This is a genomic window from Nocardioides psychrotolerans (assembly GCF_900113685.1).
Taxonomy (GTDB): domain Bacteria; phylum Actinomycetota; class Actinomycetes; order Propionibacteriales; family Nocardioidaceae; genus Nocardioides; species Nocardioides psychrotolerans.
Genome location: NZ_FOQG01000001.1, coordinates 38,203 through 51,141, shown reverse-complemented (window position 1 = coordinate 51,141; position 12,939 = coordinate 38,203). Strand labels below are relative to the sequence as shown.

The window sequence follows — 12,939 nt, the reverse complement described above, 5'->3', positions numbered from 1 at the left end:
AAGGCTACGGGGACGGTCGCCACTGGTGCATGACCAGCAGGTAGGCGCCACCGGCGAGGAGGGACCAGAACGCCGCGCCGACCCCGGCGACCGCGACCCCGGACGCGGCGACCACGAACGTGAGGGCGGCCGCCTCGCGGTGGCTCTCGTCGCCCAGCGCCGAGGCGGCGGCGGAGCCGAAGGTGCCGAGCAGCGCGACCCCGGCCACGGCCGCCACGAGGCCGGCAGGAGCGGCCACGGCCACCGCGGCGACGGCGGCGGCGAGGGGTCCGAGGGCGAGGTACGTCGCCCCGGTGCTGACCCCGGCCACCCACCGGTGCGAGGGGTCGGGGTGGGCGGTCGGGCCGGCCGCGAGCGCAGCCGAGATCGCCGCGAGGTTGATCGAGTAGCCGCCCAGCCCGGCGGTGGCGACCGTGGCCGCGCCGCTGTAGAAGAGCGCGGGCCGCAGCGGGGCGTCGTAGCCGAAGGAGGCGAGGACGGCCGCCCCCGGGATGTTCTGGCTGGTCATGGTGACCAGGTAGAGCGGCACCCCGATCGCGAGGAGGGTGGCCGGGTCGAAGCCCGGCGTGGTCCAGGTCAGGTGAGGTACGACGTCGGCGGACTCGACGGCCGACAGCGAGCCCGTCGCGACGATGACGACGACCGCGGCGGCGAAGGCGCCCGGGACCGCCCACCGTCGCGCGACCCGCATCAGGACCAGCCAGGTGAGCAGGACCGGACCGACGGCGCCCGGCTCGTCGACCAGGGCCCGGAAGGGGGCGACGCACAGGACCAGCAGGACTCCGGCCAGCATCGCGTTGGCCAGCGCCAGGGGGATGGCCCGGACCAACCGGGCGAGGGGCGAGAAGAGGCCGGTGAGGACGTAGAGCAGCCCGGCCAGGACGAAGGCGCCGACAGCCGTCGCGTAGCCGCCGTCGGGCGCGACCGCCCCCGCGAGGAGGGCGGCGCCCGGGGTCGACCAGGCCAGCGTGACCGGGGTGCGGGTGCGCAGCGAGAACAGCACACACCCGAGACCCATGGTCAGGCTCAGGACGAAGAGGCCGGACGCCGCCTCGACGGGCGTGGCCCCGACCGCGGTCAGGCCGGTGAGGACGACTGCGAACGACGACGTGAAGCCGACGACCGCCGTCACCACCCCGGCGAGGACCGCCTGTCCGGAGCCGTGGGACGGCTCCGACAGCGAGGTGGCGTCAGTCCTTGAGCTCACAGATGACGGCACCGTTGGTCACGGTGGCGCCGACCTCGGCCTGGAGCCCGGTGACGGTGCCGGCCTTGTGGGCCTTGAGGGGCTGCTCCATCTTCATGGCCTCGAGCACGACGATGACGTCGCCCTCGGCGACCTCCTGGCCCTCCTCGACGGCGATCTTGACGATGGTGCCCTGCATCGGGCTGGTCACCGCGTCACCGCTGGCGGCCGCGCCGGCCTTCTTGCGTGCCGCGCTCTTGGGCTTCTTGGCCCCGCCACCCCCGGCGGAGAGGCCCCCGAGCCCGGCCGGGATGACGACCTCGAGACGCTTGCCACCCACCTCGACGACGATCTTCTGGGTCTCGACCGGCTCGTCCGCCTCGGCCGACGTGCCGCCGTAGGGCGTGATCTGGTTGTCGAAGTCGGTCTCGATCCACGTCGTGTAGACGGTGAACTCGCCCTCGCCCGACGGCGTCGAGGCGCCGACGTAGGCCGGGTCGATGACCACGGCCCGGTGGAAGGGGATCACCGTGGGCATGCCGTCGACGACGAACTCGTCGAGCGCGCGACGCGAGCGTTCCAGTGCCTGGGTGCGGTCACGGCCGGTGACGATCAGCTTGGCGATCAGCGAGTCGAACGAGCCGGGGACGGTCTCGCCGTTCTCGTAGCCGCCGTCGAGGCGGATGCCGGGGCCTTGGGGCGGGCTCCAGGCCGACAGCGTGCCCGGGGCCGGCATGAAGTTGCGGCCGCCGTCCTCGGCGTTGATGCGGAACTCGATGGAGTGCCCGCGGACCTCGGGGTCGTCGTAGCCGAGCTCCTCGCCGGCGGCGATGCGGAACATCTCGCGCACCAGGTCGATGCCCGTGACCTCCTCGGAGACGCAGTGCTCGACCTGGAGGCGGGTGTTGACCTCGAGGAAGGAGATGGTGCCGTCCTTGGCGACGAGGAACTCGCAGGTGCCGGCACCGACGTAGTCGGCCTCACGCAGGATCGCCTTGGAAGACTCGTAGAGCTCGGTCACCTGGTCCTCGGTGAGGAACGGCGCGGGCGCCTCCTCGACGAGCTTCTGGTGGCGGCGCTGCAGCGAGCAGTCGCGGGTCGAGACGACCACGACGTTGCCGTGCTGATCGGCGAGGCACTGGGTCTCGACGTGGCGCGGCTGGTCGAGGAACTTCTCCACCAGGCACTCGCCGCGACCGAAGGCCGTGACCGCCTCGCGGACGGCGGACTCGTAGGCGTCGGGAATCTCCTCGAGGGTCCGCGCGACCTTGAGGCCACGGCCACCGCCGCCGAACACCGCCTTGATGGCGACCGGGAGCCCGTTCTCCTTCGCGAAGGCGACGATCTCGTCGGCGTCCTTGACGGGGTCCTTCGTGCCGGGTGCCAGCGGGGCGTTGGCGCGCTGCGCGATGTGCTTGGCCTTGGCCTTGTCTCCGAGTGCCTCGATCGCGGCCGGCGGGGGGCCGATCCAGATGAGCCCGGCGTCGATGACGGCCTGGGCGAAGTCGGCGTTCTCGGCGAGGAAGCCGTAGCCGGGGTGCACCGAGTCGGCGCCCGTCTTCTGTGCGACGGCGATGATCTTCGCCATGTCGAGGTAGGACTCGGCAGGGGTGGCGCCGCCCAGCGCGTGGGCCTCGTCGGCGATGCGCACGAACAAGGCGTCCCGGTCGGGGTCCGCGTAGACCGCGACGCTGCCGATACCGGCGTCCTTGCAGGCCCGGATGACGCGGACCGCGATCTCGCCTCGGTTCGCGATGAGGACCTTCTGCAACGGCTTGATCTGCGGCACCCTGACACTCCTGTTCGAGCTGACGGCGCAGCAAGTCGCCACGCCTTGACCTCGCGGCAGGTTATCGCCCCGTCGTGAAGGAGGCCTGCGGGGTCCTGTGGGTGGAATAGACTCGTGCCACATGGCCCTCCCAACGCAGCCCGTGACACCCGTGCCGCCCCAGCGTCTGCGTTTCATGAACGAGGACGACGCGAAGTTCCTCCACACCGGCCAGGTGCTGGCCAGCACCCTCTACGCCCACGGCCTAGGCCCGGGCAGCAGGCTGCTCGACGTCGGCTCCGGCTACGGTCGCCTCGCGGTCGGCCTGATGAGCTCCGGCTACTCCGGGCGCTACCTCGGCTTCGACATCCTGCGCCGGCACGTGCGCTGGTGCCGTCAGAACCTGACGGCCGACCCGCGCTACGGCTTCGCTCACCTCGACGTCGTCAACGCGCGCTACAACCCCGACGGGACCATCCCTGCCGCGGAGGCGCGCTTCCCGGCGCCGGACGGCAGTCGTGACTACTGCGCCCTGTTCAGCGTCTTCACCCACTTCTACGCCGACGACATCCGGCGCTACCTCGCGGAGATCCGCCGCGTGCTCGTGCCCGGTGGGCTGGCGGCCACGACGTGGTTCCTCTTCGACGATGCCCGCCTGCCGGCGGTCACGGGCGAGCGCTCGGCATTCCGGCTCGTGCACCAGCTCGACGACGTCACCCGCTACGAGACCCCGGCCGACCCGCTCAAGGCGATCGGCTACGAGGAGTCTTTCATGCGCAGGCTGGCCGAGGAGGCCGGCCTGGAGGTCGTCTCCGTGACCCGGGGCAGCTGGGCGGGTGACCAGCCGCCCGAGCAATACCAGGACCTCGTGGTCCTGCGGCGAAGGGTCCTCGGTCGCGACTGAGGCGCGAGGGGTGCGCCTATGCTCGACCGGTGGCACCACGACAGGGCTTCTGGCGCGAACCGTCCGGCATCCCGACCTCCGAGGCGATCGCCCTCGAGGCCTGGGTGAACCAGACCTACGACGTGCTCGGCACGGTCGCCTTCGACTACCACGGCGTCATCACGACGACCGACCTTGCCGAGCGGGTGCAGGAGGCCAGCGGCATCCGCACCAGCCGCCCGGAGACCGCCTGGCTCGGCAAGGTGCTCCTCCCGGTGGCGCACCTGTGTCGCCGCAACGGGGAGCCACCGCTGACCGCGCTGGTGGTCGACCCCCGCACCCGGTGGGTGGGGGAGGCCTACGACGACGTGCTGCGAGTCGACGACCGGCTCCCGATCCTCGAGCCGGTCAAGCGCGAGAGGCACGCGTCCTCGGCCCGTCTCGAGTGCTACCGCTGGGCCGGCTCGGCGCCGGCCGGCGGGGGGGAGCCCGCCCCGGTCCCGGAGCCGCCGGGCAGGCGCGCTCCTCGTGCCCCGCGACCGGCCGGCACGAGTGCTGCGCCTCGCACCCCGCGCGCGGCAGCCGCTGCGAAGCCAGCTGTGAGGCCCCGGATCGCCGCTTCGGACCGGCCGATCACCGTGTGCCCACGCTGCTTCATGGCAATCCCTGCCACTGGGCTCTGCGACAACTGCGACTGACGCCCGGCGGGCTGGTTCGGCGGGCTGGTTAACAAACGCTAACCCCGCGGCTAGCATGGCTCCATGAGCTTCGACCTGACCCGAGAGCACGAGGAGTTCCGCCGCAGCGTCCGCGAGTTCGCGGAGGCCGAGATCGCGCCGTACGCCGCGCAGTGGGATCGCGACCACTACTTCCCGATCGACGTCGTGCACCAGATGGGCAAGCTCGGGCTCTTCGGCCTGACCGCCCCGGAGGAGTTCGGCGGCGCGGGCGAGGACGGCGACTTCACCAGCCTGTGCGTGGCGATCGAGGAGATCGGTCGCGTCGACCAGTCGATGGGGATCACCCTGCAGGCCGGTGTCGGTCTGGGCATCAACCCGATCCTCACCTACGGCACCGAGGAGCAGAAGCAGCGCTGGCTGCCCGAGCTGGTCGCAGGGGAGAAGCTCGCCGGCTTCGGCCTCACCGAGCCCGGCGCCGGGTCCGACGCCGGTGCGACCCGCACCAAGGCCGAGCTCCACGACGGCGAGTGGGTCGTCAACGGCTCCAAGCAGTTCATCACCAACTCCGGCTCCGACATCACCAGCCTGGTCAACGTCACCGCCCGCACCGGGACCCGCGAGGATGGCAAGCCGGCGATCTCGGTGATCATGCTGCCCGCCGGCACACCCGGATTCACGGCCGAGAGGGCCTACGACAAGCTCGGCTGGCACGCCTCCGACACCCACCCGTTGTCCTTCGAGGACGCCCGGGTGCCTGCCGATCACCTGCTCGGCGCCGAGGGGCGCGGCTACGCGCAGTTCCTCGCCACGCTCGACGACGGCAGGGTCGCGATCTCGGCGCTCTCGGTCGGCTGCATCCAGGCCTGCCTCGACATGGCGCTGGCCTACGCGGGGGAGCGACAGACCTTCGGCGGCCCGATCGGGCGCAAGCAGGGCGTCGCGTTCCAGATCGCCGACCTCGAGACGATGCTCCACGCGAGCCGGCTGCTGACCTACCGGGCAGCGTGGCTGAAGGACTCCGGCGCGCCGATGAAGGACTTCAAGCAGGCCGCCTCGGTGGCCAAGCTCTACAGCACCGAGTCGGCCGTCACGGCGACGCGGATCGCCACGCAGGTCTTCGGGGGCTACGGCTTCATGGAGGAATACCCCGTCGCCCGCTTCTACCGTGACGCCAAGGTGCTCGAGATCGGCGAGGGCACCTCCGAGGTCCAGCGGATGCTCATCGCCCGGGGACTCGGCCTGCCGGTCGAGTGACGTGGCGGCACCACCAGAACGGCATGATGGGCGCGTGCTCCTGATCCCACGCCTGCTGCTGCTCGTCACCCTCGCGCTGACGACGCTGCTCGCCGGGTGTGGCGGCGGCAGCGGCGCGCCGATCGACGCGACGCCGACGCCGACGCCGACGCTGGCACCGGCCGACGGCAACCCGTTCACCACCGGTGCGCCGTTCGCCGACCCCGACTCGCGGGTGGCCCGGGCCCTCGCGCAGGCGGAGCGGGCCGGTGACACCGAGTCCGCCCGGGTGTTCACCCGGCTCGCCGAGACACCGGCCGGCATCTGGCTGACGCCCGAGGAGTACCCGCCCGGTCAGGTCGCCGCCAAGGTGAGCGCGGTCGTGGCCGAGGCCGCGGCTGCCGGGCAGGTGCCCACATTCGTCGTCTACGGCATCCCGGACCGCGACTGCACGGGCGGCTTCTCCGCCGGGGGCCTCCCTGCGGCGCAGTACGGCCCATGGGTGCAGGAGATCGCGACCGCGGCAGTCGGCGCAGTCGCGGTCGTGGAGCCCGATGCGCTCGCCTCCGCCCTCGAGTGCGACCGGCGTGAGCAGCGGGTGCGACTGATCCGCGACGCCGTCGACCGGCTGCGGGCCGCCGGCGTCACGACGTACGTCGACGGAGGCCACTCCAACTGGATCGACACCGGAGCCCTCGCTGACCTGCTGCGCGAGGTGGGGGTGGAGTCGGTGCGCGGCTTCGCTGCCAACGTCTCCAACTACCAGACCGACGACGACGAGCGGGCCTACGCCGAGGAGCTCAGCGGGCTGCTCGGCGGGGTCCACTACGTGATCGACAGCGGACGCAACGGTCGCGGCTCGATCGACGAGTGGTGCAACCCCGAGGGACGGGCCTTCGGGCGGGACCCCGAGATCGTCGACGACGGGTCGGGACTCGACGCCTACCTGTGGGTGAAGCCACCGGGGGAGAGCGACGGCGAGTGTCAAGGCGGTCCGGCGGCCGGCGAGTTCTGGCCCGAGCGCACGCGGGAGCTGGCGGCCGCGTCTGGTTGGTGACGACGGTGCGAGCCGTGCCGAGGCCGCGCCGGGACCCCCGGTTGGTTAAGGTGAGGCCATGGTGGGCAATGAGTGGACCGCGGTCATCATCGAGGACGATCCTGACGTTCGCGACCTCATCGAGATCGTGCTGACCCAGTCAGGCTTCCACGCGGTGGTGGCCGCGGACGGCGTCGCAGGTGTCGAGGCGGTGCGGGCGCACAACCCGCTGATCACCACGCTGGACGTCAACATGCCAGGCATGGACGGCTTCGCCGTGGCCAAGCGGTTGCGCGAGTTCAGCAGCACCTACTTGATCTTCATCACCTCCCTAGGTGACGAGATCGACGTCGTCCAGGGCTTCGAGGCCGGCGCCGACGACTACCTCGTCAAGCCGTTCCGTCCGCGCGAGCTGCGCGCACGTGCCGACTCGATGTTGCGCCGGCCGCGCGTCCGGCAGGACTCCCCGGTCGGGCCCGGCCGAGCCGGAACGGCCCCCCAGCCCGTCGCCCTGGTCCCGCCGCCCGAGGAGTCGTGGGCGGCCAAGGCCGCTCGTGAGCTGACGGCAGGGGTCCCGCCGGCCTCCGTCGCGCCGTCGGCCCCCCATCTCGTGCAGCATCCTGTGCAGCAGCCCCCCGTCGTGCCCCGGGCGCCCCAGCCTCCCGCCGCGCCGGAGCCGGTCTACCAGCCGCGGGAGCCGGTCTACCAGCCGCCGGAACCGGTCTACCAGCCGCCGCAGCCGGCCTACCAGCCGCCGGAGCCGGCCTACCCCGTGACGCAGCCCGTGACACCTGCCGTGGCGCAGGGCGGCGCGGTCGCAGGCGGTGAGGGTGGCTCGTTGCGCTTCAACGGACTGGCCCTCGACCAGGAGGCCCGTGTGGTCAGCGTCGGCGGTGGGTCCGTGGACCTGACCCGCGCCGAGTTCGACCTGCTCGCCTCGTTGCTGGGCACCGGTCGTCGCGTGCGCAGCAAGGCCGACCTGGTGCTGACGATGCGTGGCCAGCAGTACGTCACGTCGTACTTCGTCAACGAGGCGGACAAACGCGCCGTCGAGGCCAATATCACCAGCCTGCGCCGCAAGCTCGGGGACGACGGCGCCACGCCGCGCTTCATCGAGACCGTCCGCGGCGTCGGCTACCGGCTCGCCGAGAGCTGATCCGCCGCCGACGTCTCCGGGCAGGCCCGGTGTCAGTCGGCGTCAGTTGGCGTTGACGGGGATCCTGGCGACCTTGGTCGGCTGGTCCGACTCGAAGATCGAGATCGGGACGGTCTGCTTGATCTCGCGCTTCGTGAAGCGGTCGCTCCCGGGCGACTCCTGGACCCACACGGTGGCGGTGAACATCAGGTCGACCCCACGGGTGTCGAGCGGCATCGGCCGGATCCGCTGGTTGCGGAGCTCGAAGGCACCCTTGGGCGAGGTGATGGCCATGCCGTACTTCGTCGTCAGGGGCTCAGGGTCGAAGGTGATCCGACGTGCCTCGGCGTCGAGCGCGTAGGGCCTGCTCGTCCCGCGACCCTTGGCGGTCTTGGTGATCGAGGTGACCTTGATCTGTTCGAGGTAGACCTTGCGCTTGGTCCGGTAGGGGTCGCGCAGGGCGCGGTCGAGGTCGTAGGCCTGGAAGGTGAAGGAGAAGAACTTGTTGCCCCGCGGGAACCACTCGTTGGTGCGGGGGGTCGACTTGGTCGGGTAGAGCGTGTAGACGAAGTCGACGCCGTTGATGTCGATGTGGGACTGGAAGGTGCCATCCCGGGTGAACTGCGAGTCGTAGGGCGTCTCCGTCGGCGTCGGGCTCGCGCTCGGCTCGGCCGCAGGGTCTTCCTCGTTCCCGCTGAGCATCGAGCAGCCCGAGAGGGCGACGGAGAGGAGCAGCGTGATGAGCGCGGCCCGCGGGCCGCGTCGCAGTCTGGTGGTCATGCCGTGAACCCTCGGTATCGCTTGCTTCCCTTGATGAGCATCCACGCAGTCTGCAACACGGTGATGATGCCCAGGATGGGCCACCCCACCGCGAGGATGTCTGACTGCAGCTGGATCGGGACCTGGACCCACGCGACCCCGGCCGCGATGAAGAACACGAACAGGACCAGGAAGGGGTAGAGCCAGGCGGTGCCCTTGCCTCGCTCGGCCTTCGCCTGCGCGGCCCAGTTGTCGGTCTGTTGCTTGCTGAAGAACTTCAGCCAGGCGCGGACGAAGTGGCCCATGCGGATCCACATGTAGACCTCGGCCGGCGCCAGCAGCATCGCGAAGAGGTAGTCGCGCTTGTTGGCGAACTCCATCGAGCGGGCGACCCGCCAGTTGAGCAAGACCGCAGAGGCCGGGGGGATCAGCCACAGCGGGCTGAAGACGAAGGCGCTGATCGAGAGCGAGCCGGCCAGCAGGAGGGCGAACATCAGGCGCGTGACGATGTTGACGACCATCGACATGTGCTCGAACCAGCGCAGGCGCAGGTTGGGGTGCAACGGCTGGCCCTTGGTGTCGCCGCGCTGACCGGGCCACATCAGGTCGATGGCGCCGAAGTTCCACTTCACCTGCTGGGCGTCCAGCGAGCGCAGCGTGGTCATGCCACCCACGTGGGCCCGGGCGAAGGCGCTGATCTTGGTGAGGTAGCCGGCGCTCTTGATCTGCAGCGAGAGCAGCGAGTCCTCGACCTCGGAGTCCTTGACCCACGGCGTGCGCTGGTGGCTGTCGCGCATGACGTCGCGCAGCGCCTGGGTGGAGAAGATGGAGAACTGGCCGCCGAGGACCGCCATGTTGCGGCCCTTGAGGAGGTTCTGCATGTTGAAGGCGGAGAACTGCGCGCGCTGGCCGGCGATGAGGAACTTGGCCATCGGGCCGTCCAAGGCGCTGTCGTCGATCGAGTAGATGGCCGAGATGCCACCGATGCGGTCGTCGCTGGCGATCTCGTCGACGAGGTGTTGGATCGCGTCGGGCTCGGGCGTGGTGTCCCCGTCGACGCCGAGCAGGAAGTCCATGTGCTCGACCAGCGAGTAGCCGTAGTTGAGGGCGCCGACCTTCTTGTCCGGGTTCTTGCCGATGTCGTGGACGTAGACGATCGTATTCTGCTCGCCCGAGGCCGTCATGCGGGTGTGCGGGCCGGCGTAGTGGCTGGCGACCTCGACGGACTCGTCGCTGGTGTTGTTGACGATGACGTGGATCGTGTCGGGCAGGCGCGTCTGCTGGAGCAACGAGTCGAGGACGCCGGCGATGGTCTCGCCCTCGTTGTAGGCCGGGATGATGCAGCCCACGCTGGGACGGTACGTCGGGAGATCGTCGACCGCGCCGAGGAAGCTGCTCTCGTAGGCGGCGAGGTGGGGGTCGGGGGTGCGCACGTAGTCATCACCGAGGACGGAGAGCGACTCGGTCGCCGGCGGCGGAGGTGCAGCGTCGCGGCCGCTCGTGTTGCCGTTCACGTGGAAACCCCTTTGGTGCTCAGACCCTGATGTCCCAAGTCTGCTGGGCGACCCTCAAGGGCGACCGGGCGGTTCCTCCATCATTCCTCAAGATCTGCTCAAGCAGGACCGCTTCGCCAGAGCTCGGTCCACGACTGGCCCAGCTCGGCGAGGAGCGAGCGCACGAGCGGCAGGCTCACGCCGACCACATTGTGGAAGTCACCCTCGATGCCCGTCACGAAGGCCCCGCCGAGTCCGTCGACGGTGAAGGCACCCGCCACGTGGAGCGGCTCACCCGTGGCGACGTAGGCCAGGATCTCGTCGTCGGTGACGTCGGCGAAGTGGACGGTGGTCGACGCCGTGGCCGCGGCGACGCGCCCCGAAGCGACCACGCGCAGGCTGTGCCCGGTGTGCAGGGCGGCGGAGCGTCCCCGCATCGTCTGCCATCGGCGTACGGCGTCGGCTGCGTCGACCGGCTTGCCCAGCGCGGCCCCGTCGAGCTCGAGCACGGAGTCGCAGCCCAGCACCAGGGCGTCGGCCGGGACGTCGTCCCGCGCTGCGACGGCCGCGCACTTCAGCTCAGCCAGCTGGAGGGCGAGCTCGGCCGGGGGCAGCCCGTCGAGCTGGGACTCGTCGACACCGGAGACGATCACCAGCGGATCCACCCCGGCGCTGCGCAGGGTCGCGAGCCGGGCGGGGGAGGCGGAGGCGAGGACGAGCGTGGTCATGGACGCCAGCCTAGACAGGCCTGTCCCTGCGTCAGATCCGGGCGAGGGCGGCCCTGAGCGGATCGAGTCCCAGGGAGCCGAGGTCGAGCGCTGCCCGGTGGAAGGCCTTGAGGTCGAAGGCCTCGCCCTGCCGAGCTCGCGCCTCGTCACGGGCCTCGAGCCAGATTCGCTCGCCGACCTTGTAGGACGGTGCCTGTCCCGGCCAGCCGAGGTAGCGCTTGACCTCGAAGTCGATGACGGCCGGCTCCATCGAGCAGTGCTGGCCCATGAACTCCCGCCCGAGCGCGGGCGTCCAGGTCTCACCCGGGTGGAAGCCGAAGGGGTTGTCGGTGGGGATGGCGAGCTCGAGGTGCATGCCGATGTCGATGATCACCCGGGCTGCGCGTAACGACTGGCCGTCGAGCATCCCGAGGCGGTCGGCCGGGTCGGCGAGGTAGCCGAGGTCGTCCATCAGCCGCTCGGCGTAGAGCGCCCAGCCCTCGCCGTGACCGCTCACCCAGCACATGAGGCGCTGCCAACGGTTGAGCAGGTCCCGGCGCACAGCGGTCTGCCCGACCTGGAGGTGGTGGCCCGGGACGCCCTCGTGGAAGACCGTCGTGACCTCGCGCCAGGGGGAGAACGAGGTGATGCCGTCGGGGACCGACCACCACATCCGGCCCGGGCGCACGAAGTCCTCCGACGGGCCGGTGTAGTAGATGCCGCCGTCGTTGGTGGGGGCCAGGCAGCACTCGATGGTGCGGATCTGCTCGGGGATGTCGAAGTGGGTGCCGTCCAGGTCGGCGACGGTGCGGTCGGCCAGCTCCTGCATCCAGTCGCGGAACGCCTCGCGGCCCACGATCCGGCGGGCCGGGTCGGCGTCGAGGTGGGCGATGGCCTCGGGGAGTGCGGCGCCCGGCAGGATCCGGTCGGCGGTGGCGGCCATGTCGTCGGCGAGCCGTTCCAGCTCCTCCCAGCCCCAGGCGTAGGTCTCCTCGAGGTCGACGGTGGCGCCCAGGAAGCGCCGCGACTCCAGGGCGTAGCGCTCGCGGCCGACCGCTTCCCTCTCGCGTCCTCGTGGAGCCAGGTCTTGCTCGAGGAAGCGGCCGAGCTCGGCGTACGAAGCGGTAGCGGCAGAGGCGTGGGTGGTGAGGGATCCCAGCAGGGACTGGGGTCCGCGGGAGGCGAGCCCGGCGAAGAAGTCACCCCCGGCGCCCTCCTGCCCGGTCCACCCGCGCACCTGCTGGGCCACCTCGACGTACTGGCGGGTCGCGACGACGTGCCCACGGGCGGCCTCCTCCTCGAGCGTGGCGCGGAAGCCGCGCAGCCGCTCGGGGATCGCGGCCAGTCGGCGGTCGACCTGGGTCCACCCCTCCTCGTCATCGGTCGACATGAGGTCGAAGACCTGCCGCAGCTCGTGCAACGGGCTGTCGATCACGCTGACCTGGCACCGCAACGTGCCGGCGTCCATCGTCTCGATCTCGAGGCCGAGCCGCTCGAGGAACGCCTCGCGCGCGACCGTCTCGCGTTCGTCGACGGGCGTGGCGGCGGCCACGCCGGTGTAGGCGGCCCGAGTGACCTGCTCGCGCTCCTCGAAGCCGTCAGGGGAGTAGTCGGGCAGCTCTCCCTCGTGACCGGCCACCCCGAGGTAGGTCGCGAGGACCGGGTCGAGGGTGCAGGAGCGGACGAGGTAGGCCTCGCTGGCGGCGTCGATGCTGCGCTCGGTCGTCACCCCTCGACCCTAGCCACGCGCCGCTCCCGGGGGCGAGGGGTTTGTCAGGGCGGGTGGCGCTCAGTCGCCGGCGAGTGCGGGCAGCATCTCGCCGAAGGCGCAGGTGGTGAGGCCGAAGATGTCGTCGCCCTCGACGGCGTGCTCGGGGGCGTGCATCGACATCATCACGTTGAGCAGCATGCCCTGGGCGATGAAGTCCTTGGCGCGGTCGGGGTCGCAGCCGGTGGTCATCAGGGTCTGGAAGATCGCGCCCATGCCGGCGCGGGCCTGGTGGCCGTGGTCGCGGCGCTCTTCGCCCCCGGGCGGGTGCGTCCCTCGCGCTGATCCTGA

General features: G+C 71.0%; 12 protein-coding genes. 5 read left to right on the top strand and 7 right to left on the bottom strand.

Features of this window, described 5'->3' with window-relative positions; genetic code table 11:
- Positions 1 to 4: 4 nt before the first annotated feature.
- Together BM204_RS00235 and BM204_RS00230 are read right to left on the bottom strand one after the other, a co-directional pair.
- Complete coding sequence (locus BM204_RS00235; protein ID WP_246165796.1) at positions 5 to 1,207, bottom strand: benzoate/H(+) symporter BenE family transporter; 1,203 nt, start codon at positions 1,205 to 1,207, stop codon at positions 5 to 7.
- Complete coding sequence (locus BM204_RS00230) at positions 1,191 to 2,975, bottom strand: acetyl/propionyl/methylcrotonyl-CoA carboxylase subunit alpha (protein WP_246165798.1); 1,785 nt, start codon at positions 2,973 to 2,975, stop codon at positions 1,191 to 1,193. Before BM204_RS00230 ends, BM204_RS00235 begins: the two co-directional genes overlap by 17 nt.
- A 121-nt stretch (positions 2,976 to 3,096) precedes the next feature.
- Between BM204_RS00230 and BM204_RS00225 the strand changes: the two genes are divergently transcribed.
- The 5 genes from BM204_RS00225 (at position 3,097) to BM204_RS00205 (ending at position 7,942) form a co-directional block, all read left to right on the top strand.
- Positions 3,097 to 3,858, top strand: a complete 762-nt coding sequence (locus BM204_RS00225) for a class I SAM-dependent methyltransferase (RefSeq protein WP_091109435.1) — start codon at positions 3,097 to 3,099, stop codon at positions 3,856 to 3,858.
- A gap of 29 nt (positions 3,859 to 3,887) precedes the next feature.
- Positions 3,888 to 4,535 (top strand): hypothetical protein, encoded by a 648-nt coding sequence (locus BM204_RS00220; RefSeq protein ID WP_091109434.1) that lies wholly within the window; start codon positions 3,888 to 3,890, stop codon positions 4,533 to 4,535.
- A 63-nt stretch (positions 4,536 to 4,598) separates the two neighbouring features.
- Positions 4,599 to 5,771 (top strand): acyl-CoA dehydrogenase family protein, encoded by a 1,173-nt coding sequence (locus BM204_RS00215; protein WP_091109432.1) that lies wholly within the window; start codon positions 4,599 to 4,601, stop codon positions 5,769 to 5,771.
- 34 nt (positions 5,772 to 5,805) lie between these two features.
- Positions 5,806 to 6,807 carry a glycoside hydrolase family 6 protein gene (locus tag BM204_RS00210; protein ID WP_170259050.1) on the top strand — a complete coding sequence of 334 codons (1,002 nt, stop codon included), beginning with the start codon at positions 5,806 to 5,808 and terminating at the stop codon, positions 6,805 to 6,807.
- A gap of 58 nt (positions 6,808 to 6,865) precedes the next feature.
- Positions 6,866 to 7,942 carry a response regulator transcription factor gene (locus BM204_RS00205; RefSeq protein WP_091109429.1) on the top strand — a complete coding sequence of 359 codons (1,077 nt, stop codon included), beginning with the start codon at positions 6,866 to 6,868 and terminating at the stop codon, positions 7,940 to 7,942.
- Positions 7,943 to 7,984: 42 nt separating this feature from the next.
- Here BM204_RS00205 and BM204_RS00200 read toward each other — a convergent pair whose 3' ends face one another.
- The 5 genes from BM204_RS00200 to BM204_RS00180 form a co-directional block, all read right to left on the bottom strand.
- Positions 7,985 to 8,701 carry a hypothetical protein gene (locus BM204_RS00200; RefSeq protein WP_091109427.1) on the bottom strand — a complete coding sequence of 239 codons (717 nt, stop codon included), beginning with the start codon at positions 8,699 to 8,701 and terminating at the stop codon, positions 7,985 to 7,987.
- Positions 8,698 to 10,194 (bottom strand): glycosyltransferase family 2 protein, encoded by a 1,497-nt coding sequence (locus BM204_RS00195; protein ID WP_091109426.1) that lies wholly within the window; start codon positions 10,192 to 10,194, stop codon positions 8,698 to 8,700. Before BM204_RS00195 ends, BM204_RS00200 begins: the two co-directional genes overlap by 4 nt.
- Positions 10,195 to 10,292: 98 nt before the next feature.
- On the bottom strand, positions 10,293 to 10,901 hold the full coding sequence (locus BM204_RS00190) for a Maf family protein (RefSeq protein WP_091109424.1): 609 nt from the start codon (positions 10,899 to 10,901) through the stop codon (positions 10,293 to 10,295).
- A gap of 31 nt (positions 10,902 to 10,932) precedes the next feature.
- Complete coding sequence (locus BM204_RS00185; protein WP_218031114.1) at positions 10,933 to 12,609, bottom strand: DUF885 domain-containing protein; 1,677 nt, start codon at positions 12,607 to 12,609, stop codon at positions 10,933 to 10,935.
- A gap of 60 nt (positions 12,610 to 12,669) precedes the next feature.
- Positions 12,670 to 12,864, bottom strand: coding sequence for a hypothetical protein (locus tag BM204_RS00180; protein ID WP_091109422.1), 195 nt, complete (start codon positions 12,862 to 12,864; stop codon positions 12,670 to 12,672).
- Between the last annotated feature and the right edge of the window lie 75 nt (positions 12,865 to 12,939).